Origin of the sequence: Novosphingobium olei (genome assembly GCF_012927405.1) — a bacterium.
GTDB classification, from domain to species: domain Bacteria; phylum Pseudomonadota; class Alphaproteobacteria; order Sphingomonadales; family Sphingomonadaceae; genus Novosphingobium; species Novosphingobium olei.
The window spans coordinates 14147-39442 of record NZ_JABBGM010000018.1; the positions used below are offsets into that span (position 1 = coordinate 14147).

Here is a 25296-nt window from a genome sequence, read left to right on the forward strand (position 1 = left end):
CCTTGCGAAAACTCTGTATTATTTGGCATCCATGGTCTTGGGCATTGCCACGGGCGGACCCGGTGGCGATAACGACCGCTCCGGGCTGACCCGGGGCAAATAGACAGTGTATACTACCAAAAACAGGGGGTGTTGTGGCAGACCTGACCAACCAACCAGATGCCACGAGGCTTATCTATGGACTGCGTGATACCGGATACAATTTCAATACTGCCGCAGCGGATATCATTGATAACTCAATTGCAGCCATGGCGACTGAAGTGAATGTCGTTCTCGAGCTTCGTCCGGATGGTCGCAAGTTCGTATGTTTCGGCGACAATGGCGATGGCATGGATGAAGAAATGCTGTTTGCAGCCATGCGCTATGGTGCTCCCGCAAGAAGTAACCTTGCCAGTCTGGGCAAGTTCGGATTGGGTCTGAAGACGGCCTCGACATCGGTATGCCTCCGGTTGACGGTAATTTCCCGAAAGCTGCCTTCCGATCCCTTGGCAAAGCTTGCGTGGGATCTGGAGTACGTCGAGCAGGAGAATGAATGGAGAATGCTCAGTGAGCCGGTCACTGCCGACGAGCGCGACTGGTTTGAGGAGCTCTGTGGTGAGAAAGGAACGCTGGTCGTCTGGTCAAAATGTGACCGGCTTCTGTCCAAGGAATATGACGAACCGGGCGGCAGTCAGGAACAGAGTGCGATCCGGCGTCTGTCCGAACGACTTCGTGAGCATGTAGCGCTGATCTATCATCGCTTTCTCGATCCTGCAGACACGCGCGAACGCGACGTCACGATTCGGGTGGATGGCGTCGCAGCTGCAGCCTGGAACCCATTTTTTCCGGCGCGCGCAGAGCAGGTGCTGAGCAAGGAACAGCAATTGCTCGAGGTTGAAATGGAGGACGGCTCCGTGGAGACCGCCTGCCTGAAAGCATGGATCCTGCCCAACCAGCGCGACCTTGACGCCGAAGAGAAGAAAATTGCGCGTATCACCAACCGTGGTCAGGGTTTCTATATCCACCGCGAAGGACGCGTCATCCAGCAGGGCGGCTGGCTGGGCGTGTTCGGTGCTGCTGAACCGCACACCTCCCTCCTGAGGGTAGAGTTCGATTTCTCTCACAAGCTCGATCATGCCTTCAAGGTCGACGTGAAGAAGTCGCGTATCCTGTTCGATCCCGCGCTTGAAGATGAGCTCAAGCGACGTCTCCAGCCTGCATACCGGGAAGCGGGCAACCGCTATCGTCGCCGGGAAAGGGATGCAGCAGTCGAGCGTGGGATCGACCATGGAAGTGCAAACAAGGCTATTGGCAACACGCCATCAACGAAAAAACCATCGGTCGAATCTGTCGACCCTGCGACGAGGGTCGCCACGCTCAACAACAACCGCGGGCCCAGTATAAAGCTGCGGGTTCCGGTTGAGACGAACGTGAATCCGAAAAGCATGTATGTCGAGGCTGTCGACAACATCACGAGCGGAAACCTGTGGGAGCCGGCGATGCGAAGCAGCGCCGAAACCGGCTTCGTGCCGAGCGTCCGGATCAACAAGTATCACGATTTCTACCAGAAGATCTACAAGCGGGCTGCAGCGAGCGGCTATGCCGTCGAGGGCATCGACCTGTTGATGTGGGCATTTGCAATTGCTGAGCAGAACAACACCAACGCCGAGCTCGAGCCAATCTTCGAAGATATGCGTGAAGAAATTTCATCCAACCTGAAGAGACTGCTGCGCGAGGTGCCCTTGCCCGATGACGATGAGGTGATGGCCCGCGAGGGGCAGGCCTGAGATGCTGATATCTGCGCAGGAACTTGTCCGCAGGGAGACAGAAGAAGGCACTGGTGCCGGGATCGAACTCGAGGTGGATCGAAGCGGCGCGCAAACTGGATTGAAGCTCTGGTTTGCCGATCTCGGCCGTAGCAGGAGTCCGATTGTCCATCTGCGACCTACCGGCCTTAAACGCTACGAGGCCCGATTGGGCTTCGGAAACTTTGCTGCCGAAACAATCGCGCAGATCATGGCTGCTGAAGCCGAGGAAAAGCAGCTCGCGCGGGCGCTTGTGAGGACCATCGCCGGGGTGGCCGACGTCCATTGTGGCAATCAGACCCTCGAGAACTGGGAGGTGTCTGGTGCGGACTTCATGATCCGGGCGGAAAAGAAGGGCGTAGCCGACAGGTTCGGTGACGACGCGCTTGCAGAAACGTGTCGCGACCTTGTGACCCCCCTGCTGGCAGCAATGGCCGAACTCTACGGCTATGACGTAATTGAACCGCCCGCCGGAGCAGGTAATGAGCCCGTCCTAGAGGGGGCGATCGAACTAGCTGTCATCAGGCGCCGTGAGCGAAACCCGCGCAACCGGCTGCTTTGTCTGCGCATCCATGGCTCGCGCTGTGCCGTCTGCGCATGCGACCCTGTCTCCGTCTACGGTCCGGATGTCAGCATCCTGGAGGTTCACCATATCCAGCCCCTGAGCCTTGGCGATAGTCCAAGGCCATACGATCCGGCGACAGATCTGATCCCGCTCTGCCCGAACTGTCACAGGGCAATCCATTCAAGGCGCCCGCTGCCGTGGTCGCCGCAGGAACTCGCAGGGATGATTGCGAGTGCCTGACTGGCCCCTCCTTGCTCCGCAGGACTATGCCGCTGCGATCACGGACCTCCCGGCCGGTATCGATGTCTCAGACCGTGTGGTCTCACCGGTCCTGATTATTGGTCGATCGGGGCGAGCGTTTTCTGCCGCGCTGGGTGGGCGCCGGATCGTCCGGGACAGGGTCATCACCAGCCTTGCGCCATCCATCAGTCATAACTGGGTTGTCGAGGGCCAGACCGTACGCCCTCTTCCCTCGGACATTGGCAAGGTCGTGCACCGTCTGCTGGGGGCACGCAATCCGGACGAGCTCAGTTTTGCCGATGTTGTTGCATTGCTGGCTACGCCGTTGGAACTGATCCCTGTCGAGGCCGACGAAGGTGTCTTCGTGCCGGCCAGGACAGAGGCTGAACTGCTGCCCGACGACTTTAGTATTCCCGGTCTCAATGCCACGCTCTTCCCGTACCAGGCGCGGGGAGTGCAATGGATGCTGGACATCGGCCGGCATACCGGAGGTTTCATTCTTGCCGACGAAATGGGGCTCGGCAAGACTATCCAGATCATCGCCGTGCTGCTGGCCGAACAACCCACGCCGGATGCGCCGGCACTGATCGTCTGTCCCACCAGCCTCATCGCCAACTGGAAGCAGGAAATTCTCAGGTTCGCGCCGGAGCTCTCGGTCCTGGTGCACCGGGGACCTTACCGGACCGGGGTTTCATCGGGGCTACGGAAAGCCCAGATCGTCATCACGACATACGATACGCTCGTGAGCGACATCGCGATCTTCGCCAGTGTTTGCTGGAGTTGGCTGATCTGCGATGAAGCGCAGGCCCTGAAAAATCCGGATTCGCAACGCCGCAGGGCAATCGCGAGCATTCCCAGAAAGCGGAGCGTCCCCATGACCGGCACGCCGGTCGAAACGTCGCTGCTCGACCTGTGGTCTCTCGTCGACCTGGCGATACCCCGCCTGCTCGGCTCGCGCGAGGACTTCAAGGCGAGATTTCCGGACGACGAGGAATCGGCGAGAGGTCTTGCTCAGTTCACCAACCCGATTGTCCTGCGCCGACGGGTCGCGGATGTGGCCGGCGACCTTCCGGAGCGGATTGACATCGATGTCCCTCTCGAACTGGGCCCGGAGCTTTCGCGGCAGTACGCGCAGGTTCTGGCAGATACCCTGGAACGATATCCTGTCGCCGGCGCGCTGGTGGCAACCGGACAGCTTCAGCTCTTCTGCGCGCACCCATGGCTCCAGGGTGGCGGACCTGCTGACGACGATGACGATGCGCAGATCGAGCGACGGCCTGCAGTGCCCCTCATGACTCCGAAACTGGAGCGGACAGTGGCCATCCTCAGTGAGGCTTTCCAGTCCGGACAGAAAGTTCTCGTCTTCGCGATCTTCAACAGGTGTGGCGAACTTGTCCGGGAGGCCGCACGCGGACTTCCTGATGCCTACTGGGGGGCAATCAACGGTTCGACGCCCCAGGAGGAGCGGCAGAAGATTGTCGATGAGTTCTCGGCTTTCGACGGACCGGGCTGCCTGGTCCTGAACCCGAAGGCAGCCGGTGCAGGCCTCAATATTACCGCAGCCACGATCGTGATCCACTACACGCAGGCGTGGAATCCGGCACTCGAGGCGCAGGCGAGCGCCAGAGCCCACCGACGCGGCCAGACCGAACCTGTGAGGATCTACCGTCTGTTCTACGAGGATACCGTCGAGCGCGTGATGATCGATCGCTCGGAATGGCGGCGGGACCTGGGCAACGATGCAGTGCCGATTTCCACGCGCGAAGTTGCAGATCTGAAACGTGCCCTCTCGTTCAATCCTGGTGCCGAAAATGTCTGAACAATCATTCTTGAAGGTGCTGACTGCCAACGATACCGGTGCCTCGGGTGGGCACCAGGCGGGAGTGCATATCCCGAAAACCCAGAAGGAGCTGGTCGGATTTCTGCCGGAGCTGGATGGCCGGATCAAGAATCCGAGCGTCTGGCTCGTCTGTCACGACGATGCGGGTGGCACATGGCAGTTCCGCTATATCTACTACAACAACAAACATCACGATGTCGGCGGCACACGCGATGAATACCGGATCACGCACATGACAGGGTTCATGCGGTCCGCAGGTGCAAGGCCGGGTCATGTCCTGACAATCTCCGGTGAGCCGCGAAGCGGGGTGCTGAAATTGCGGGTTCTGTCCCCTGAGCCGGCCGGAGATGACAAGGCGCCACGGCGGATCCGGCTGAGGGGCTGGCAGCGTGTATTCTGAACTGCATACGGGCCTTTTGCGTCCATGAGCGCAAGTTCAGATAACCTCCCGGTGGAATGCCTCCTGCTTCAGGAACATATGGTCATGGCGCTCAGGCGCGCAGGGGTCTCCACCATTGGCCAGTTTCGTCGCTTCCAGGCCGCGGGACAGCCGGATGATGTCCTGGAGCGGCAGGAGTTGCAAAGTCTCGGTTCCCTGGTGGAAGGATGCTGGACCCATGCCGGCCTGGACTGGGCACGTTACTGGCAGTGCCACGACCTGAATTTCGATCGACTGTTCGTGAGCCTTCCCGAATTCGACCGTCTTGATCAGGAGTCCCGAACCCACCCGGTCGACAGGGGCTCGCTCGGTCTTGCCGGAAGAGCCTTTGCGAACGTGGGGTACCATCGACTTGGCGAACTGGTTGACGCCCTGAGGACCGGCGTTGACTTGCCGGCCGGAGTCGGCCCGAAAAAGCTGCGCGAATTCTTCGACCTTGTTGTGCAGCTGGCTGGGAGGGTGGACCCGGAAGGCCACATTGTCGGCTTTTCCCCGTCACCTCCTGGCGACAGTGAGGCGAATGGGCAAACTGTCGCCCCGGTTCCTGCAGTCCTCCCGGAGCAGGTGGCCTGCCTCTCGATCGACGTGCTGCATATCGGCATCAAGAGCCGCCTGCTCATCAAGGCGGGCGTCGCAACGGTCGGCGAACTGGTCCAGACGGATCGCAAGCGTCTCATGGCGATACCGGGTCTCGGGCGGAGATCGGTGGACGCGGCCCTCGGCGCTGTGCACCACCTGCTTGCCGCATCTGATTCTGCCCGGATTGACTGGGACAGGTATTGCGACCTGATGCAATTGCCCTTGCTTCCGGCTCAGCAGTACCCCGACGGTCCATCGTTTGTGGCAGGGCTCCACACCACCATTGGCGATTTTGCCAGTCAGCTCGACGATGCGATGCTGAGAGACATCGTGACGTCGAGGCTGACTGTCCGCCCCCATGAGCAGGATACGCTGGAGGAAATTGCTGCGAGGCATACCCCGCATGTTTCGCGTGAAAGGGTCCGGCAGAAAGAGAAGAAGCTGCTCGGGCAGCTTGCAGGAGCGCTCGTATGGGGTGAGGATCACGGTCTGAGCGTGCACTTCCATCCGGATTTCAGGCTTTGGTGGCGCCTTGCGGCCGAGGAATTTCTCGGCGCAGAAGACATCGACCTTGGACAGTTCCTCCAACGCCTTGCCGCGACATGGCATGTGGACCAGGAAGCGCTCATTCCTGAGTTGCCGATCATCCTTGCGATCGTCACAGGCGAGCCCCAGGTGCCGGCCGCCTACCGGTCAATGCTGCGGATCAATCCTCAACTTCTCGGAATGCCGGCCGCGACCGGAGCAATTCCGTTGCGTCATCTGAGGCTGGGGAAGCGGGGGGTGCAGCTCGAGGAGCGAGGCATCAGCAACCTGGGAGAGCTCGTTGACGCCGCGCGGCGTGGAGCGGTCCCCAGGGAGGTATCAGAGCACCTGGAAATTCTGACGACCTGCCTGATACACGGGCAATTCTGCCGGGAGTCCTACAGGAGGCAGTTTGCGCCACGCGTCATTCCGGAATGCTATGCTGATGAACCTGGAGCGTTTGCGGACACATTCTGTTCGGTAGTTGCGTTGATGCTCGATCAGCTCAGTCCGACAGTGAGAGCTGCGCAGATCTTCCGGGAGAGAACCTGTCTGGGCGAGGCGCAGCGCCCCACGCTCGATCAGATTGCGCAGCGCCTCGGCACTTTCGGGCCTTCCGTCAAGCGCGAAGAGACTATCCTGCTCGAAGAGCTTCACGACGTCTTGGTAGATGGTCAGTTCGGCCTGCTGCCATTCTGGATTGATGAAGGGTGGCTGTCGCGGTTCCGCCAGGCAGCTTCATTATACCAATACGAAGAATCCCAGTCGGGTTATCATCGTTTCGTGGCCAACCTCGCGGCGCTGTGGGGTCTCGCTCCGGAAGGTGTGGAGAAGGCGTCTCCAGCGCTCTGGGCAATTCTCAGTGGATATCCCGCCGGCAGAAAGCGGGGGCCGCGAGCGTCTGCGACGACATATCCGGCTGCCGAGGCGCCGGTTTCACCCCTGCGGATCAGACTTCGCGGTTTTCGCAGGGTTCACTGATCCGGGGATTTGCCGGTGTGGCAGGCAGCACTGTCCGGTCGCCGCCAATGCTGGTGAATGCTGCGGTGCCGGCAAGAAAGTCCGAGCAACGCTCAAGCAGGTCGTCGAGCGGGATTCGTGATGGTCCCTTCAGGGTGCATTCCCACACATTGCACAGTCGCCAACCCGATTCTGACAGCAGCGCACGCACGTTGTGGTCGCGGTTGATATTGCCCATGATCTTCTCCCGCCAGAATTCCTCCCGGGTGGAAGGCCAGCGAAAGAGGCCGCAATCGTGTCCGTGCCAGAAGCACCCGTGGACCATGATGACGGCGCGCCGGGCGGAAAATACCAGGTCAGGTTTTCCGGGCAGTTGCTTCACATGCAGTCGGTATCGCCATCCCCGGGCATGGAGGCCACGGCGAACAATCATTTCCGGCTTCGTGTTGGCAGGGCCGATGCCCGCCATCATCCTGCTGCGGACTTCCGGCGGAACGATGTCAGCCAACTGCCTGAAGTCGCTCAGGAGGTGCAGATGCGTGCCTGCCAATCTCGAGGGCCCTGCCAATCGAGGGCGCCATGTACCGGGCAATCGCCTCGACAACGGGTACAACCACGGCATTGCCAAACTGACGATAGGCCTGTGTATCCGAGACCGATTCAGGGATTTCCCATTTCCGGGATCCGTATTCGAAACCCATCAGGCGGGCACATTCGCGTGGGGTGAGGCGCCTCGGTCGGGTGCCCTTCTGCGGGATCAGGATTTCGGACCCATCCTTGTGATACCGGGCGGACAGCGTCCTCGTCACGTCACCGGGGCCAAAGAGGCTGTACCCGAATCCGTTGCCGGCTTTCTCATGCTTGGCCCGATAGCTCTGGAGATACTCCCACAGCCGGGGAGTGAGAGTATATTTCGTGTCGATTTCGTTGTGCGACTGCATGATCGAGAACAGCGTCGGCCACTCCTCTTCGGGCGGGATCATGGTGTCAAAGCCATCGAAGCTGAACCCTACATCCTGCCGGAAGCCAGCGATAAAGATCCGCTCACGCTTCTGCGGCACCCATGGCCGGGAACTGATGACCCGCCAGTCGATCACATAGCCGAGTTCATCCTGCAGGGTCCTGCGGATTACCTCGAAGGTCCTTCCCCCATCGTGCCTCTGGAGATGCTTCACGTTTTCGAGAAGAAACGCTGCCGGACGGTGGTGCCGGATGATCCGCTCGATCTCGAAAAACAGATTTCCCTGCTTTTCGTCAGCGAAACCATGAGACCTCCCCAACGAATTCTTCTTGGAGACCCCGGCAAGGGAAAATGGCTGACAGGGAAATCCGGCCAGGAGTACATCAAACGGTGGAATCAAGGCCGGGTCGGCGCCGTAGGGCCGGATGTCCCCCGCCATGACGTGGTCGTCACCTTCTGCAAAATTCCGGCGATATGTTTCCTGCGACCATCGATCCCACTCGCTGGTAAACACGCAGCGGCCGCCAATGCCTTCAAATCCGATCCTCAATCCGCCAATGCCGGCGAAGAGATCGATGAAACGGAAGCGACTCTCCGGCAACGATGCCGTCCGCTCGGCAGCCACGCGCTCCATCTTCTCTGCCACCAGTCGGGGAACCGCAGACTGTCCGGAGAGATACCGCCGGATGTGGCGCGAAGACGTGTCGAGAACAGCCTCAGCTTCCTCCAGCGACAATCCAGATCGTCTGAAGAAACTGCCGAAGTTGTCATTGCTCACGCCTGGGGGCTCCCGGTTGGAACGACCTGAGATCCGGGTCGATTTTTGACACAGTGGCAGGAACTCACCCAGAGGGCAAGATTATAAGTTCTTTGTTTGTTCCTTGCGTTGCCTGCTATCCACAGGAAGGCTCGGCGGGCGCAGCCTGGCTTTCAACCTCTTCGGCTACCTGGTCACGGCTTCCGTGCCATCAACGCAAGGGCGGTCTCGCGAGCGGGCAGATGCAGTCGAGCCGCTCCACACGCTGCGGACCAGCCGCAGGAAGCAGCGGGGAACGATGTGTGCAGCAGATCGATATCGCGCTGTCCGATGGAACTTGACCCGCGTTGATCGGTGAAATCAGGTGGGCCCGGGAGGTCTTATGAGCCAGCGTTACACTCGCGAAGAATTCTACGAGCTCGTCTGGTCGAAGCCATTGACGCATCTCGCCAGGGATTTCGGTCTGTCGGATGTCGCGCTGCACAAGATTTGTCGCAAGCATGACATTCCCAATCCCCCGCTGGGCTGGTGGGCCAAGCATGCCGCAGGGCACAAGGTCAGGCGAACGCCATTGCCCAAACTGAAATCCGGAACCTCGGGCACCGTGCTCATTGCCGGCGGCGAACTGCGCAAGGAACCGGACGAAATTGCAAGCGCGCGCGAACAGGCCCGTATCCGCGCATCGGAAGTTGAGGTTGCAGCCGACGCGCCGGCCCACCCCATCGTCACAAGATCCATCGCCAAGCTCCGGGCCGCAAAGGCGAGCCTGGTTGGGCTGGTTTCCGTTTCACAGCAGGGCCTGATCGCCATTGAGATTGCCCCGGCTTCGGTCGACCGGATCGAGCAATGTCTGAACCGGATCGTCGCTGCTGCCCGGCTTCAGGGATTCGAGCTGAGCGGCAAAGGTGAACGGGCCGCCTTCACCGATGGCGTGGTGACGATACCTTTCACCCTCAAGGAGACCGTCAAGCGGTCGAAGCACGTTCCGACGGAACAGGAACTGGCGCAAGAGGAGAAGCAGCGCAAGGAGCGGGACCGCCGCTGGGCGCGAAACCGCTGGGATTCCGATATCGGCTTCAGTTTCCGGAATCCATGGCCGGAGTGGGATCACGAGCCGACAGGCCAGGTGGCGTTCGAAATGGACGTGTACCTGCGATATGCTTCGCAGATCCGCCGTTCGTTCAAGGACGCCAAGATCCAGCGCCTTGAAAACATGGCCGCCGACATCGCCGTCGGCATGGCCGTGCTCGGCGCCGCCAAACGAGAGGACGATCGCAAGGCTGAAGAGGCGCGGGTTCGAGAGGAGGAGGCCACAAGGCTTCGGATTGAGGCCAAGCGGCGCGGCTACATCGAGGAACGGCGATCCAGGGTCCTTGGTGAAGTGTTTGTCCGCCTGGAGCGGCGCGACCAGTTGCGCCTCGTGGTGTCGCAACTCACGACAGAACTTGGGCACGACGATTCTGCCCGGACCGTTGAATTCGTCCGGTGGGCCCGCAACGTGCTCGAACGGGCCGAGCAAAGAATGTCAGTCGCCGGTCTCGAAATACTTTTCGAAGCAGAGCATGTCTTCGGCGACGACGATGATCGCGGCTTCTATCCATCTCGCGGTGGATGGTAGGCGTGACCGTGATGCGGTGTGTCTCACGAGATTTGATGGATCCAGACACCTTCGACTGACCCAACTCGAATGGCACCAATGCCTGCCGCGTCCACCCACGGCTTGACCCGAAGCTCAATGCAAATGGGCTACCCTTGATCCGTTAGTCCCAGAAAGTCTGTCCGGCGTCCGCCTTCGGCACCGCGCTCTATGCTCCGGCAAGCCTGCGCACCAAGCCCCTGCGGGTTTCGACCCGAGGTAACGATCGCTGGCGGGGTACGACACCCCAGTCATGCGGTCGCGGCAGTGCCGCGGCGTTGTGAGTGGCTTTCCCGAAAGAGCGGGTGCGGGCGTCGTTCCCTCCTGGGCCCGCCACGGCCGGCCGCAAGCCTGCGGCTGCTCCACTGCGTTGCGCCCCTGCGGCTGACGCCTTGGGTGCGGTCGCCCGCTCGAAGCGGGCCCTTCCGGTCTCTCTCGCCGCCCACCCCCGCTTTCCGGGGAAGCCTGCTGGCTTTGGGGCGCGAGGAGGTCAAGGCCATGCGTTCGAATATCAAGCGTCGTGTTTGCCGAAAGGTGGGAGAGGCCGCGCCCGAGGGGCCGCGTTCCAGTCTCTACGATGAAGTAACCGCCCGGATCGTGGGCGAACTGGAGGCGGGGCGGTTCCCGTGGGTCCAGCCGTGGGGATCGGCAGGTGCCGTCGCACCGGGTCTGCCGCGCAATGCGCTGACCGGGCGGCCTTACAGCGGGGTCAATGTGCTGATCCTGTGGGGCGCGGTCATTGAGCATGGCCATCCCTCGCAAAGCTGGCTGACCTTCCGGCAGGCGCAGGAAGCCGGTGGATGCGTGCGCAAGGGTGAGCGCGGCGTGACCGTCGTCTATGCCGATCGCTTCATTCCCAAGGGTGAGGCCGAACGCGCGGCCCGTGCCGACGAGGATGCGCGCGCGGTGCCGTTCCTCAAGCGCTTTACCGTCTTCAATGTCGCGCAGTGCGAGGGGCTCAGGCCGGGGCTGGCATCCGATCCTGTGCCGCTATCAGAGCGCGAGATCGTGCCCGTCGCCGAGGCGCTGATCGCGGCCTCCGGAGCTGATTTCCGGATTGGCGGCGACAAGGCTTTCTATGCGCCGTCTGCCGATTATGTGCAGGTGCCGCCGCAGCCCGCGTTCTTTGACCAGATCAACTATTACCGCACCGCGCTGCATGAACTGACCCATTGGACCGGGCACCGCTCGCGGCTGGCGCGCGACCTGTCGGGGCGCTTCGGCTCGCAGGCTTACGGTCGCGAGGAACTGACCGCCGAATTGGGGTCGGCTTTCCTGTGTGCCGCGCTCGGGATCAAGCCAACCGTGCGCCACGCCGATTACCTCGGCAGCTGGCTGGACGTGCTGCGCGAGGACAACCGGGCCATCTTCCGCGCCGCCAGTGGGGCGAGCAAGGCCGCCGACTTCCTGCTGGCCTTCCATCGCGAGGCTGCTGGCGAGGGGAGGGTGGCGGCATGATCCTCCTGCCCCCCAGCATTCGCCTTGCCTTGCGAACCAACGATGCGGCCCGGCGCGTTGCAGTGCGATCTGAGCAGGTCGAGCCAGACCCGCTGCCGGTGCTAAAGCTGTTCAACCCGATTGGTGCGGCGACATGGCTCGCCACCGAGCTGTTCGAGGATGGCGATACGCTGTTCGGCCTTGCCGATCTTGGTTTCGGGTGTCCGGAGCTTGGCTGCTTTTCGTTGTCCGAGATTGGCAGCGTCCGCTTGCCCTTCGGTCTCTGCATCGAGCGCGATGAGGGCTTTGTCGGCCTCGCGCCACTGTCGCGCTGGGCTGCGCTTGCGCGTGAAGGCGGTTCGATCCTTGCCGCACAGCGGACATTGCGTCGCCAGTCTCATGAGCTTCCGTCCGGTCTTCCGCCCGAAGGGGCGCAGGACGACGGCTGACGCGCGGCGCGTTTCGACCAACTTTATCCGTTCCCGGATGGGCGCGCGAATGACCGTTCCTGTCGAAACCCGCCCTTGACCCTATAGTTACTACAGGGATTATGGAGCTTCCGTTACCGGCGCTTTATGCCGGGTAGGAACGGGGCAATATGAAGCTGATATTTCGTTGCGGCGGGGCGTATGCGGTCGGCAGCGTGCTGGTGTTTGGGACTGTGATGGCCAGTCCAGCCTGCGCGCAGGCCGACGCCGATCAGGCCGAAGAGGCTGAAACCGAGATCGTCGTTCAGGCGACGCGCACCGGGCGCAGGGTTCAGGACGAGCCGATCCGCGTCGATGTGATCAATCGCGAGGAGATTGAGGAGAAACTCCTCATGCGTCCCGGCAACATCGCCATGCTGGTGAGCGAGACGCCGGGTGTCCGCGTCCAGACCACATCGCCTGCACTGGGCGCGGCCAATGTCCGCATCCAGGGTCTCAAGGGCCGATACACGCAGATCCTGGCTGACGGATTGCCGCTCTACGGCGGGCAGACGCCTTCCATTGGCCTGCTGCAAATCCCGCCGACCGATCTTGGCCAGGTGGAGATCATCAAGGGCGCGGCATCGGCGCTCTATGGCCCATCGGCGCTTGGCGGCGTCATCAATCTGGTGTCACGCCGTCCGGCGAGCGAGCCGCAAGGCGAACTCCTGCTCAATGCCACCAGCCGGGACGGGCAGGATGTGACGGGGTATGTCGCCGCACCGCTCAGCAGCACGCTCAGCGCCTCGCTCACGGCAGGCTACGACCGGCAGAGCCGTCAGGATCTGAACGATGATGGCTGGGCCGACATGCCCGGCTATGAGCGCTTCACGGTCCGGCCTCGGCTGTTCCTCGATGCTGCCGATGGCACCAAGGCATTGCTGACCTTCGGTGCAATGGCCGAGCAGCGCGATGGCGGGACTATGCCTGGCGCAAATGCGCCGGACGGATCGCCATTTGCGCAGACGCTGCGCAGCCGACGCTACGATCTGGGCCTCACGGCCGAAACACCGCTGGAAGGCATCGGCACGTTGCATCTGCGTGCCTCGGGCGTCACCCAGTCCCATCGCCATGTCTTTGGCAACACGATGGAGAAAGACCGTCACCGCACGGCTTTTGCCGAGGCGTCGATCGGCGGCAAGGCAGGCGCGACGACATGGCTGGCAGGTGCTGCGGTCCAGTTGGACGACTATCGGTCTGAAGCATTATCAGCCTTCGACTATAGCTACGCCGTGCCCGCGCTGTTCGTTCAGGGCGAACAGGAACTGGCCGATCGGCTGACGCTGGCAGGCAGCCTGCGCTGGGATGCGCACAGTGACTATGGCTCGCATGCCAGTCCGCGTCTGGCCGCGCTCTATCGGCCTGGCCCCTGGACGATCCGCGCTTCGTTGGGACGTGGCTTCTACGCGCCGACACCGTTCGTCGAGGAAACGGAGGCCAACGGCCTCGCGCGGCTGCTGCCCTATGGAAAGCTCAAGGCCGAGATTGCCGATAGCGCGTCGATCGACTTCGGCTACGCCAGTGGGCCATTCGAAGCCAACCTCAGCCTGTTCGCTTCCAACATCGACCATGCCCAGCAGTTGCAGATGGTGGACGCGGATCATGTCACGCTGATCAATGCCGATGGCGTCACGCGGACGCGCGGCGCCGAAGTGCTGTTGCGCTATCGCTGGCGGGCTCTGTCTCTCACCGGCAGTTACGTCCATGTCGCCGCGAGCGAACCGGACCCAGACGGACCCGGTCGGCGCATCGTGCCGTTGACGCCGCGAGACAGCGCAGGTCTTGTCGGCATGTGGGAGAAGGAAGGTCGCGGCCGCTTCGGGGTCGAGGCCTATTATACCGGGCGGCAGATGCTGGACGACAATCCCTATCGGACGCGCAGCAAGCCCTATGTTCAACTGGGTGCGATGGGCGAACTGATACTGGGCAAGGTCAGCCTGTTTCTCAATGCCGAAAACCTGCTCAATGTGCGGCAGACAAAATACGATCCATTGGTCCTGCCGCGCCGAGCGGCGACGGGTGCGTGGACCGTCGATGCCTGGGCACCGACCGACGGGTTCGTCCTTAACGGAGGGGTGCGGTTTCGCTTCGGCGGTTAATAGGCGCGCTCCTCAGTTCGCTCCGAGCCTGGCGGATGATCTGCCATCCACCGGACAAGGCCAGCCCGGCCATGATCGCTGCGACCGCAATGTCAGGCCAGCCCGTCCCGGTGCCGAACACGCCGATCGCTGCGGCGACCACGGCGATGTTGCCGATCGCATCGTTTCGCGAGCAGATCCAGACCGAGCGCCGGTTGGCGTCACCCTCGCGGTGGCGCCATAGCATCGCGGCGCAGGCAAGGTTGGCGACAAGCGCGATCACGCCCACAATACCTATCGTTTCGGCGGCAGGAACGACGCCCTGCGCCGCCATCCAGACGGTGTTGCCCAGCACCCATACGCCGAACAGCAGGATAGACACGCCCTTGGCCATCGCGGCCCGCGCTCGCCACGCCAAAGCCATGCCCGCGACGCCGAGGCTGATCGCATAATTGGCGGCATCGCCCAGAAAGTCGAGCGCATCGGCCTTGAGCGATGCGGACCCGGCACTGATCCCGGCGACGATCTCCACGCCGAACATGACCGCGTTGATCACAAGAGCGATCCACAACACGCGCCGCCATGCCGCATCGTTCAACTTTTCGGTATTGTCCTGTGAGCCGCCGCAGCATCCGCCAGCCATTTGCATCTCCTGTTTCGGTGATGACAGGATATATAGGGTCTGTAGCGACTACAGGGTCAAGGGCATGGCATTCACGATCGGCGACATGAGCAAGGCGACCGCCACCAAGATCGAGACGATCCGCTATTATGAGAAGATCGGCCTGCTACCCAAACCGGCACGAACGACGAGCAATTATCGCGATTATGGGCAGGCGGAGCTTGGCCGTCTTTCCTTCATCCGCCGTGCCCGCGACCTTGGGTTTTCGCTGGATCAGGTTCGGGCGCTGCTGAGCATCTCCGGCGACCGAAGTTGCGATTGCGCCGGGATCGATGCGATCGCCAAGGAGCATTTGCTGGAGGTGGATCGCAAATTGGCCGATCTGGCGGCGCTGCGCAAAGAGCTTAAGGCCGTGATCGATTCCTGCGATGGCGGCATCGTCGCTGATTGCCGCATCATCGAAGCGCTTGGGCCAGCATCGCCATCCTAAGAATGGCAGCTCCCAACGAAACTTGCCATTTAGTAATTCGCTCGCGAATGGCGGGAAAGTCCCACGACCTTCCGACAGGATCCGACCAGTTTACGCCGTTCCGTATCGGCCGCAAGAATGTCGGCTTTTGCTGCAACCGGTCACTCGCAATTCTGATATCTGCTATCCTGCTACGCACCCCAAATCTGGTCACTCGGTGCGCGACGCGGCCTCCCCAAATTCCGCTAGCCACCTCTCGCTGGTCGTTCAAAATTTCCGATATATTCCCACGCCGGTCGGTGGAATGGGTGAACTTGAACGGCAGCTTCCGCAGCGCAGCAATGGGATACACATATTTCAATACACCTGACCGTTGCGGAACCCCTGACCCCTCGCAGCGCAACGAAGAAAACCTCGTCGCTTGTGGGAATCACTCCCATACAGCCGCTGGAGATCACTTCAGATAAGCATGAATGATCGCAACCAGTTCTTCTGCCGCCAGCCGATAGGGGTCATCGCTTGCCGCAGCGGGATCGACCATATGCTCGTGGATGTGGTCTTCAATCACCTCGCCGATGAACCCATCCAGCGCGCCCCGGCAGGCGGTCGCCTGCTGCAACACGCGCGCGCATTCTACGTCTGCATCGACAGCTCGCTCGATCGCCTCGATCTGCCCCTTCAGCCTCCTCAAGCGGTTGAGGAGTTTTTGTTTCTCTTTGCCGACGTGGCTCATGAATGTCCCCTTGATACTATACCCCTCTAGGGTATATGCCGCACCCAGTCGAGTCGCTCTGAGCGGCCTCGGCGTTCCTCCTGCTTCAAACCCGTCCCTCAACTCAGGTGCGATCAGATGACCACAGGTCGATCTACCCAATCCGGCGATTGCGACAGTCGGGCCTTTGCCCGCTGCCCTGCCGCCGCGATCCGCCGTCGCCTGCCTGATGGCAGCACCTGCGCTTTGTAACGGGACTAACGCAGACGCTTCCTAAGGCTGGCTTCACGCATTCCAGCCTCAGGATGCTATCATGAAGAAACTGACCGTTTCGCGCATTGCGCGCTTTATGCTTCCGCTGCTTGCCGTCTGCGCAGCCAGCGTTCCGGCCTGCGCCCAAGACACTGGCTCCGATGCGCAGACCATCGCCGTCCACGCACAGGCCACGCTTGTCGCGCAAGGGGTTGGCGGGTTCGTATCGCCCTATGCCGGGCCGAACAGCCTCACCCCGCGCCAGCTCAAGGAAACCACTGACGTCACCGTGTATGCGGGCGTGCGTCCATGGGCGGGAGCCGAACTGTGGGTCAACCCCGAGATAGACCAGGGCTTCGGGCTTTCCAACACGCTGGGGGCCGCTGGATTTCCCAGTGCGGAAGCCTACAAGGTCGGCAAATCGGCGCCCTATCTGCGCTTGCAGCGCCTGTTCCTGCGCCAGACCATCGGCCTCGGTGGCGGGGACGGCGCGATTTCCGCCGCGGCGAACCAGCTCGCCGGACTGCAGGACCGCAACCGGCTGGTGCTGACCGTCGGCAAGTTCGGCGTCGGCGATGTGTTCGACACCAACCGCTATGCACATGATCCGCGCGGGGACTTCCTCAACTGGTCGGTCGTCGACACCGGCAGCTTCGACTATGCGGCTGACGCCTGGGGCTACAGCTACGGCGTGGCCGCAGAATGGTATCAGGGACCGTGGACGGTGCGGCTCGGGCTGTTCAACCTCTCCAAAGTGCCCAATGGCGAAGTGCTGGAGCACGATTTCAGCCAGAACCAGCTGGTCGGCGAGATCGAGCACCGCCACAGCATCGGCGGACGGAGCGGCGCTGTGCGCATCACCGGCTTTCGCAATCGAGGCCGGTTCAGCCGGTTCGACGAAGCACTGGCGCTCGCCGAGCGCACTGGTAGGCCGGTTGATGCCAGCCTGACGCGGCGGCGGATGGACCGGTTCGGCATCGCGCTCAACGCCGAGCAGGAATTGACCGCCACGCTCGGCGTGTTCCTGCGCGCGGGAACGACCGACGGCGCCATCGAGCCCTATGATTTCACAGACATCGACCGCACGTTGGCCGTGGGCCTTTCGTTGAGCGGCAAGGGCTGGGGCCGCAGCACCGACACGTTCGGGCTCGCCATCGCCGACAATGCGATCTCGGCCGTGCACAAGCGCTATCTGGCGGCGGGAGGGATCGGCGTGCTGGTGGGTGACGGGCAGCTGCCACATCCCGGCGATGAGCAGGTGATCGAAGCCTACTATGCTTGGCATCCGCGTGCGCCGCTGACGATCACCGCCGACTGTCAGCGGCTGGTGAACCCCGGCTACAACCGCGATCGCGGCCCGGTGAACGTGTTCGCGCTGCGCGTCCATGCGGCAATCTGAGAGATCAGGACGCAGACCCATGAGCCCTGACAAGAACCCCGCCCGCCCGCTGCCCGCCTTTTCTCGGATGCTGCGGCTCACAAAGCCGAACCGGGAAGACGGGATCGCCTTCGTGATCCTCGGGAGCATTGCCCTCCTCTTTTTCCGCGGGGCGGAGGGTGTCATTGCGCCGCTCTCCACACTGCATCTGGAACCGGTCACGCTCGATCCCGCCTATCTGCCCTACTATGCCTTGCGCACGGTGATCCGCATGTTTGCGGCGCTGCTTGCCTCGACCGTTTTCACGCTGGTCGTTGCCACGCTGGCCGCCCGCAGCCGGCGCGCCGGGCAGATCATCGTGCCCGCGCTCGATATCCTGCAATCGGTGCCCATCCTCGGCTTCCTGACTTTCACGGTCACGTTCTTCATGGGGTTGTTTCCCGGCAACGTTTTGGGCGTTGAACTCGCCGCGATCTTTGCGATTTTCACCAGCCAGGCCTGGAACATGGCGTTCAGCTTCTACCAATCGCTGCGCTCGATTCCTGCGGATCTGGAGGAAGTGACAAGGAGCTTCGCGCTTTCTCCGCTGCGCCGCTTCTTCCGGCTTGAACTGCCATTCGGCACCCCCGCGCTCGTCTGGAACGCGATGATGTCGATGTCAGGCGGCTGGTTCTTTGTCGTCGCTTCCGAAGCGATCACTGTCGGCAACACCACGGTTACCTTGCCGGGGATCGGCTCATGGCTCGCCATCGCGATCCAGAACAAGAACTTCGGCGCGATTGGGCTGGCTGTCGCGATGATGGCGCTCGTGATCGTGGCTTACGACCAGCTATTCTTCCGCCCCATTGTGGCCTGGGCCGACCGGTTCCGCTTCGAACAGACCGCAAGCGGCGACCGGCCTCGCTCGTGGGTCTATGACCTGCTGCGCCGGACGCGGCTGCTGCCGCTCATCCTCGCACCGTTCAATGGCCTCATCGATCTGCTTCTGGCGCTCGAACCGAGGCGGCGGCGCGCACCCACAGACCGAACGGCCCGCAAGCCGAACCAATGGTTCGAGAGGATGTGGCAAGCTGCCGTGCTGGGGGCAGTATGCTGGATGATCTGGCTTTCGGGCCATTTCATCCTGTCGTCGCTGGGGCTTGCCGATATCGCGCTGGCTTTCGGGCTGGCCTGCCTAACCATGGTACGGGTCATCGTGCTCATCGCACTCGCCAGCCTCGTCTGGGTGCCGATCGGAGTGTGGATCGGCCTCAACCCGGTGTGGGCCGAACGGCTGCAGCCCGTCGCCCAGTTCCTTGCCGCATTTCCCGCCAACGTGCTGTTCCCGGTGTTCGTGGTGGTGATTGTGCACTGGCACCTCAGCCCCGATATCTGGCTCTCGCCGCTGATGATCCTCGGCACACAGTGGTATATCCTGTTCAACGTCATCGCCGGGGCAAGCGCGATCCCCACCGATCTGCGCGAGGCGGCCCGCATGTTCGGGGTCAAGCGCTGGCAATGGTGGCGCCAGGTCGCCTTGCCGGGCGTGTTCCCTTATTTCGTGACCGGCGCGCTGACCGCCAGCGGCGGCTCGTGGAACGCCTCGATCGTCGCCGAAGCGGTCACCTGGGGCGACCGTCACCTCGCTGCGCATGGGCTTGGTAGCTATATCGCGGCGGCTACTACAGCTGGGGATTATCCCCGCGTTGCCCTGGGTATCGGGGTGATGTCCCTCTTCGTGCTCAGCTTCAACCGTCTCGTCTGGAGGCCGCTCTACGCCTACGCCGAGCGCCGCCTGCGCCTCTCCTGACCAACCCGCATCGTCCGACTGGAACCTGACCATGGCGACACTGTCTGCTTCCGCACCCCTCGTTGAGGTTCGTGGTCTCAATCACTTCTATGGGCCGCCGCCCGGCGGTCATCTCGTACTCGATCAGGTGGACCTGACGCTGGCGAGGAACGAGATCGTGGGCCTCCTCGGACGCTCGGGATCAGGCAAATCGACGTTGCTGCGCTTGATTGCCGGACTGATCCAACCGCGCGAGGGCAGTGTGACGCTGGTGCCGAGCGAGGATTGCCCTGATCCCAACGTCGCGATGGTGTTCCAGACCTTCGCCCTCTTCCCGTGGCTGACGGTGCTGGAAAACGTCGAACTCGGGCTGGAGGCTATGAAAGTGCCAGCCGCAGAGCGGCGCAGCCGCGCGCTGGGAGCGATCGATCTCATCGGTCTCGATGGCTTCGAAAACGCCTATCCCAAGGAACTCTCGGGCGGCATGCGCCAGCGGGTCGGGCTGGCGCGCGCGCTTGTGGTCAATCCCTCGCTTCTGCTCATGGACGAGCCGTTTTCAGCGCTCGACGTGCTCACCGCCGAGACGCTGCGCACCGATCTGCTCGATCTGTGGTCGGAAGGGCGGATGCCGATCCAGTCAATCCTGCTGGTCACGCACAACATCGAGGAAGCGGTGCTGATGTGCGACCGCATCCTCGTGTTCTCGTCGAACCCAGGCCGCGTCGTCGCCGAGATCAAGGTCGATCTGCCCCGCCCGCGCGACAGGCTCGACCCGCCATTCCGCGCGCTGGTCGACGATATCTACGCCCGCATGACCGCAAAGCCGCAATCTGCCCAGCCAGCCCGTGACGGCCTGTTTCCGGGCACCGGCATTGCGATGGTGCTGCCGCGGGTCTCGACCAACGCGCTCGCGGGTCTGATGGAAGAAGTGGACGGCACACCGTTCGATGGCCGGGCCAGCATGGCCGAACTGGCGGACTCGCTTCAGCTTGAGGTCGATGAACTGTTTCCAATGGCGGAAACACTCCAGTTGCTTCGCTTTGCCGAATTGAACGGCGCGGACCTGCTCCTAACCCCTGCGGCGCGCCGCTATGTTCAGGCCGACGTGGACCAGCGCAAGGCCATGTTTGCCTCTGCCTTGCTGAACCACGTGCCGCTCGCCCAGCACATCCGCCGCATCCTTGACGAACGCATCGCCCACCGCGCGCCTGCCCGCCGGTTCCGTGATGAGCTTGAGGATCACATGTCGGAAGACTTCGCCGACGAAACGTTGCGCACCGTCACGCACTGGGGGCGCTACGCAGAAATCTTCTCCTTTGATGAGGACGATGACCTGTTCAGCCTGGAGAACCCGGAATGATCCGCGACCTGTTTTTCATCGGCCTCGGCATTGTTTGGATCGGATTGCTGCTCAGGGGCCTCAAGCGGCGATGAAGATTCAATTGTAGCAGACGCTTAGCAACGGCACTCGGCGCCACTCGAGCGCTTTGCAGTTTCCTAGATTATCGACCCAATGCCTCTTGGTCCGTCGGGGTTGCCGGAAGCCGGATAAGATTGAGTGGTTCGATCGAATACCAGCTTGCTTCAACTTCACGCCGGCATCTGGAATCCTAAACGAGAGCCCCGCTGCAATTGCAATGCGACCATAGTCGGGTACGAGCTGGCAGTCGGGTTTTGGCGAAGAACCTGCCCTTGAACCTCTCGATCCGCAATGACGGCAAAGTCCCACTTCTCATCATTCAAAACCCGCATTCATCGCCTGTAAGCGCAGTAAGGTGACATCCGACATTCCGGCAGGGAACGGCGGCGCAGCAAGCCATTTTTGCCACCGATATATCCGGCATCAAAGCATCTTGCTTTAACGGTCATACCCGCAAACCCCTGCCAGGCAGCCTTCCCAAGCCTTACCGCCCACGGGTAGCGGCAGCCTGGGCTTTGCTTGCCCGGTGCTCCTCGCAACCCGGCTATGCCGGGTCCTTCTCGTTGTTGCGGCCCTGCGGGTGCGACGACCACCTGACAGGCAAGCTGTGCAGGCTCCTGCCGCCACCCCGGTCAGTTCGACAGGTGAGGTGCGTCGGCTGGAGACTGTACGATGCCCTTAAGATTACGCTCCACCTCTTTTGATCGGTGCCCGTGCATTAGACGCCTCCGTCAATGGCGCCGGAAGCACGCAATGCGGTCTGCCCTGTTCAACCTGTCGCCGTTGCACCAAGATGTGTTTCGGATGATCCGCTTCGATGGCCTCACGATTGAAGCCGCGGCCCACAAGCTGGGCGTGACTCCTGAGATGGTCCACGAAGCGCTCGTCGACGTCCTCCTGGCGCTTGGCCGGGCGAACCGGTCGTGATGGGAAACCGCGCGTGCATGTCCCATGGAGGTGGCGAAACGCCTCCGGCCAGAACCGCCGGTCCGCCCAGCATTCCTGGATCGGCAGACCTTGCTGGCGAAGCTATCACTTTGCCCTTGGCAGTAGCGTCGAAACCGGCGATTCTCGATATCATGCGATCCGGTCTCGACCATCTTCCCGAAGGCAAGCGGCGCGAACTCGCGCACGTGGTCGAGATCGTGCGCGCCGGCTTTGCCGCAGCGATCGCGCATCGCACGCAGCCGCGCTATCGGATGGGCAAGCTGCTCAAAATCGTACTATTTGGCTCCTATGCGCGCGGCGACTGGGTCGAGGACCCAGTGGGGCGCTACTTTTCCGATTATGATCTGCTTGTCGTCGTAAACCACGACGATCTCACCGACATTGCCGAGTTCTGGGAAGCTACCGAAAACAGGCTGCTGGCCGACCTGTCCACCGGCACAGTGCTGCGCACGCCGGTGAGCCTGATCTACCACAGCCTTGATGACGTGAACGAGAAGCTCCGGCTTGGCCGGTACTTCTTCATGGACATCCTCAAGGATGGGATTGTCCTGTTCGAGGAGCCGGGCTTCCCGTTTGTCGAACCCTTGCCGCTGTCGCGCGAGCAGGCGCTCAAAGAAACGCAGGGCTACTTCGACGATTGGTTCGAGAGTGCGGACCAGTTCTTCGTGCATGCCAGAGATGCACAGTCGCGCGGCTGGAACAGCAAGGCAGCGTTCGAAATGCATCAAACTGTCGAGCGTCTGTACCACTGCCTTTTTCTCGTGCGCACTTTGTGGAGTCCAAAGTCGCACAACCTCAATCGCCTGCGGGACATGGCCGAGGAATTGGAACCCGCGCTGAAGGATGTCTGGCCGCGGACCGGGCGCTTCGAGAAGCGGTGCTATGCCTTGCTGCGCGACGCCTACGTCAAGGCAAGGTACTCGCCCTCCTATCGCATCTCGGCTGATGAACTCGCCTGGATCGCCGAGCGGGTGAGGGTGCTCCAGGATCTCGTGAGGAGCGCCTGCGAGGCGCGCATCGAGGATCTTGCGAAGGCCGCCTGAGGACAATGCCGGTTCTTCACGGCACACCATTGTGAACGCTCGCCCGCGTCCAAAAGCCATCCCCTTCCGAGACTGAAACACGCCCCTGTCCGAAGCCGGACCGGTCACGCAACCCGCGCCGATGCGGACCGTGTTGCCGCGCTTTCACGCGGCTACCCGCACCACTCCTTCCGCCGGGGTTTCCCTGCGCTGCGCTCCGGTGCGGTCCCCTCCGCCCCCGGACCTTTCGGGGCTCAGTCGAAGGGATGGTCCCTTGGACACTCAGCAGAGCTTCGAAAGGAAATTCCCATGAAGAACACCGTCATCCTCGCAGGCTTCGTCGGCAGCAACCCCGAAGTCCGCACCACCCAGAACGGGGCTTCGATCACCAGCCTCTCCATCGCCACCACCCGCAGCTTCAAGGACGGCGAGGGCCACCGCCAGACCGAGACCGAATGGCATCGCATCACCTGCTTCAACGGCGTCGGAAAGTCGGTCGCAGAGCACGTCACCAAGGGTGCGCTGGTCATGGTCACGGGCCGAATTCACTACACCCGCTGGACCGACAAGAACGGCCAGATCCGCTACGGCTGCGAGATACTCGCCGAGCAGGTGGACTTTCTGAGCCGTCCTCGCGGTCCGACTGAACCGGCAGGCGAACAGTCGCTCGCAGATCGGGGTGCGCCGGCTCCTCGTAAGGCCTCCCGGCGGCGCTCGAAATAGCGCCGCCATCACTGAAGGCGTTGGAGGGACCTCCCCACCGGAATATCGAGTTAGGGGCATGTCGTTTGCCAGGAAGGTCGCTGCGACGGCGACATGCCCCACTTCCAAACGTGAGGTTCAGGGACCCGCATTGACGATTGAATGCCTCAGGTCCGTGGGTTCGCTTCAAGCGTTGTTGCGCGCCGAACGCTTTCGACCATCATTGCGATGCAGCCTTATTTTTCTGCCGCAGTCCGTCCAGATGGTCGCTCCACCACTGCGCCATCCGGACGCGCTCATCCCAGTAGTGCCCACGGTTATATGTCCCGCGGATGGCGTTGCTGTCGCCGTGTGCGAGGGCGCGTTCGATGGCGTCGGGATGCCACAGGCCGCTTTCGTTGAGCATGGTCGACGCCGTCGAACGGAATCCATGGGCAGTCATCTCGTCCTTGCTGAAGCCCATGCGGCGAAACGCGGCGTTGATCGTGTTCTCGCTCATCGGACGCAGGCGGGTGTGAAAGGCCGGGAACATGAAGCCCTCGCCGCCAGACACTCCCTTCAATTCCTTGAAGAGCTCGAGCACTTGCCGTGACAGGGGCACGGCATGGGTGCGCCGCGCCTTCATCTTGCCGGCGGGTATCGTCCAGATTGCCTTGTCGAGGTCGATTTCCGACCATTCACCGTGCCGCATTTCGCCGGGGCGCACGAAGATGTGCGGTGCAATCTTGAGCGCAAGCCTGGTGACGGGGTAGCACTCGAAGCCGTCGATGGCACGCAGCAGCTCGCCGAGCTTTTCCGGTTCGAGGATGGCCGCGTAGTGGCGTGCCTGGGGCGTGAGCAATGCGCCCTTGAGGATAGCCGTGGGATCAGTAGTGCAACGCCCGGTTGCAGCGCCATAGCGGAAGACGCGGCTGGCAAAGGACCGGCACTTCTTTGCGGTCTCGCGATTGCCGCGCGCTTCCAGCTTCTTGAGCGGGGCGAGCATCATCTGCGGATCGACGTCCGAGATCGGCATGCTCCCGATCGCCGGCTTGAGCAGATCGAGGAACCAGCGCGCCTTGAGCAGCGTGCCTTCGGCGCGGCCCTCGCCGACCATCTTCTGTTCGATGTACTCGCTGGCGACGGATCCGAAGGTATTGGCCGCGCTGACCTTGGCGGTCGCCTTCTCACGCTTGCGGGTCAGCGCAGGGTCTTCGCCGCGGGCAATGCGCAAGCGCATTTCGTCCCGCGTGCGCCGGGCCATCTGCAGGGTAACTTCGGGCCATGCCCCGAGAGCAATGCGCTTTTCCTTGCCCGCGGCGTAGTACTTGAGACGCCACAGCTTGGAGCCGCTGGGAAAGACCTCGAGGTAGAGGCCGCGTTCGTCGGTCTTCTTGTAGGGGGTGTCACCCGGCGAAAAAGTGCGGATTTGCGGGGCTGTCAGGGGCATCTGGGGGCACGACCTTTCGCAGGAAAGGGGCATGAGGGGGCATATGCCCCGCTCCATGCCCCGGATCGGAGGGGCACGGCCTGAAACTGCGTGAAACACGCGGCATCAAAATCCTCTGAAAAATGGCAGATTTCTGCGGATTTTTCAAGGATTTTGCTGCCACTCCCGTAGGAGTTTTGGTGCCCAGAAGAGGACTCGAACCTCCACGCCGTTTCCAGCGCCGCCACCTGAAGACGGTGCGTCTACCAATTCCGCCATCTGGGCACGGAGGCGAAGGGCAAAGCGCCGTTTCGCCGGGTAGGAGCG

General features: G+C 62.1%; 21 protein-coding genes and 1 tRNA gene. 16 read left to right on the top strand and 6 right to left on the bottom strand.

The window, feature by feature from the left end; all coding sequences use genetic code 11:
* Positions 1-134 precede the first annotated feature (134 nt).
* The 5 genes from HHL27_RS20955 (at position 135) to HHL27_RS20975 (ending at position 6953) form a co-directional block, all read left to right on the top strand.
* Complete coding sequence (locus tag HHL27_RS20955; protein WP_169495343.1) at positions 135-1766, top strand: ATP-binding protein; 1632 nt, start codon at positions 135-137, stop codon at positions 1764-1766.
* A 1-nt stretch (position 1767) separates the two neighbouring features.
* Positions 1768-2589, top strand: a complete 822-nt coding sequence (locus tag HHL27_RS20960) for an HNH endonuclease (protein WP_169495344.1) — start codon at positions 1768-1770, stop codon at positions 2587-2589.
* Complete coding sequence (locus HHL27_RS20965) at positions 2582-4408, top strand: DEAD/DEAH box helicase (protein ID WP_338114978.1); 1827 nt, start codon at positions 2582-2584, stop codon at positions 4406-4408. The genes HHL27_RS20960 and HHL27_RS20965 overlap by 8 nt, the downstream gene beginning before the upstream one ends.
* A 10-nt stretch (positions 4409-4418) precedes the next feature.
* Entirely contained in the window at positions 4419-4829 is a 411-nt protein-coding gene (locus HHL27_RS20970; protein WP_240960158.1) for an EcoRII N-terminal effector-binding domain-containing protein, read from the top strand.
* 84 nt (positions 4830-4913) lie between these two features.
* On the top strand, positions 4914-6953 hold the full coding sequence (locus HHL27_RS20975) for a DNA-directed RNA polymerase subunit alpha C-terminal domain-containing protein (protein WP_169495346.1): 2040 nt from the start codon (positions 4914-4916) through the stop codon (positions 6951-6953).
* Here HHL27_RS20975 and HHL27_RS20980 read toward each other — a convergent pair.
* Both HHL27_RS20980 and dcm read right to left on the bottom strand, forming a co-directional pair.
* Entirely contained in the window at positions 6922-7440 is a 519-nt protein-coding gene (locus HHL27_RS20980; protein ID WP_169495347.1) for a very short patch repair endonuclease, read from the bottom strand. The genes HHL27_RS20975 and HHL27_RS20980 overlap by 32 nt on opposite strands.
* Entirely contained in the window at positions 7433-8671 is a 1239-nt protein-coding gene (dcm, locus tag HHL27_RS20985; RefSeq protein WP_338114979.1) for a DNA (cytosine-5-)-methyltransferase, read from the bottom strand. The genes HHL27_RS20980 and dcm overlap by 8 nt, the downstream gene beginning before the upstream one ends.
* Positions 8672-9032: 361 nt before the next feature.
* Here dcm and HHL27_RS20990 point away from each other — a divergent pair, with 361 nt between their 5' ends.
* The 4 genes from HHL27_RS20990 (at position 9033) to HHL27_RS21005 (ending at position 14289) form a co-directional block, all read left to right on the top strand.
* Complete coding sequence (locus tag HHL27_RS20990; RefSeq protein WP_169495348.1) at positions 9033-10268, top strand: hypothetical protein; 1236 nt, start codon at positions 9033-9035, stop codon at positions 10266-10268.
* Positions 10269-10784: 516 nt separating this feature from the next.
* Entirely contained in the window at positions 10785-11744 is a 960-nt protein-coding gene (locus tag HHL27_RS20995; protein WP_169495349.1) for an ArdC family protein, read from the top strand.
* Positions 11741-12172 (top strand): DUF2958 domain-containing protein, encoded by a 432-nt coding sequence (locus HHL27_RS21000; protein WP_169495350.1) that lies wholly within the window; start codon positions 11741-11743, stop codon positions 12170-12172. The genes HHL27_RS20995 and HHL27_RS21000 overlap by 4 nt, the downstream gene beginning before the upstream one ends.
* 149 nt (positions 12173-12321) lie before the next feature.
* Positions 12322-14289 (top strand): TonB-dependent receptor plug domain-containing protein, encoded by a 1968-nt coding sequence (locus HHL27_RS21005; RefSeq protein ID WP_169495351.1) that lies wholly within the window; start codon positions 12322-12324, stop codon positions 14287-14289.
* On the opposite strand, the gene HHL27_RS21010 is transcribed toward HHL27_RS21005, so the two are convergent.
* Positions 14255-14911, bottom strand: coding sequence for a cation efflux transmembrane domain-containing protein (locus HHL27_RS21010; protein WP_169495352.1), 657 nt, complete (start codon positions 14909-14911; stop codon positions 14255-14257). The genes HHL27_RS21005 and HHL27_RS21010 overlap by 35 nt on opposite strands.
* Before the next feature lie 64 nt (positions 14912-14975).
* Here HHL27_RS21010 and HHL27_RS21015 point away from each other — a divergent pair, with 64 nt between their 5' ends.
* Positions 14976-15380, top strand: a complete 405-nt coding sequence (locus tag HHL27_RS21015) for a MerR family transcriptional regulator (protein ID WP_169495353.1) — start codon at positions 14976-14978, stop codon at positions 15378-15380.
* A gap of 433 nt (positions 15381-15813) precedes the next feature.
* Here HHL27_RS21015 and HHL27_RS21020 read toward each other — a convergent pair whose 3' ends face one another.
* The gene (locus HHL27_RS21020; RefSeq protein ID WP_169495354.1) at positions 15814-16092 is read right to left on the bottom strand and encodes a metal/formaldehyde-sensitive transcriptional repressor; all 279 of its coding nucleotides are present in this window, start codon (positions 16090-16092) and stop codon (positions 15814-15816) included.
* A 292-nt stretch (positions 16093-16384) separates the two neighbouring features.
* Here HHL27_RS21020 and HHL27_RS21025 point away from each other — a divergent pair, with 292 nt between their 5' ends.
* The 6 genes from HHL27_RS21025 (at position 16385) to HHL27_RS21050 (ending at position 23582) form a co-directional block, all read left to right on the top strand.
* Positions 16385-17722, top strand: coding sequence for a carbohydrate porin (locus HHL27_RS21025; RefSeq protein WP_240960167.1), 1338 nt, complete (start codon positions 16385-16387; stop codon positions 17720-17722).
* A 19-nt stretch (positions 17723-17741) separates the two neighbouring features.
* Positions 17742-19490, top strand: a complete 1749-nt coding sequence (locus HHL27_RS21030) for an ABC transporter permease (RefSeq protein WP_169495355.1) — start codon at positions 17742-17744, stop codon at positions 19488-19490.
* Positions 19491-19521: 31 nt separating this feature from the next.
* Positions 19522-20829 carry an ABC transporter ATP-binding protein gene (locus tag HHL27_RS21035; protein ID WP_169495356.1) on the top strand — a complete coding sequence of 436 codons (1308 nt, stop codon included), beginning with the start codon at positions 19522-19524 and terminating at the stop codon, positions 20827-20829.
* A gap of 813 nt (positions 20830-21642) precedes the next feature.
* Positions 21643-21816: a sigma factor-like helix-turn-helix DNA-binding protein gene (locus HHL27_RS21040; RefSeq protein ID WP_169495357.1), complete on the top strand. Its 174-nt coding sequence runs from the start codon at positions 21643-21645 to the stop codon at positions 21814-21816.
* On the top strand, positions 21816-22880 hold the full coding sequence (locus HHL27_RS21045; protein WP_240960176.1) for a HEPN domain-containing protein: 1065 nt from the start codon (positions 21816-21818) through the stop codon (positions 22878-22880). Before HHL27_RS21040 ends, HHL27_RS21045 begins: the two co-directional genes overlap by 1 nt.
* Positions 22881-23168: 288 nt before the next feature.
* Positions 23169-23582, top strand: a complete 414-nt coding sequence (locus tag HHL27_RS21050) for a single-stranded DNA-binding protein (RefSeq protein WP_169495358.1) — start codon at positions 23169-23171, stop codon at positions 23580-23582.
* Positions 23583-23781: 199 nt separating this feature from the next.
* Here HHL27_RS21050 and HHL27_RS21055 read toward each other — a convergent pair whose 3' ends face one another.
* Together HHL27_RS21055 and HHL27_RS21060 are read right to left on the bottom strand one after the other, a co-directional pair.
* Complete coding sequence (locus HHL27_RS21055; protein ID WP_169495359.1) at positions 23782-24990, bottom strand: tyrosine-type recombinase/integrase; 1209 nt, start codon at positions 24988-24990, stop codon at positions 23782-23784.
* 177 nt (positions 24991-25167) lie between these two features.
* Positions 25168-25254, bottom strand: a tRNA-Leu gene (locus tag HHL27_RS21060).
* Between the last annotated feature and the right edge of the window lie 42 nt (positions 25255-25296).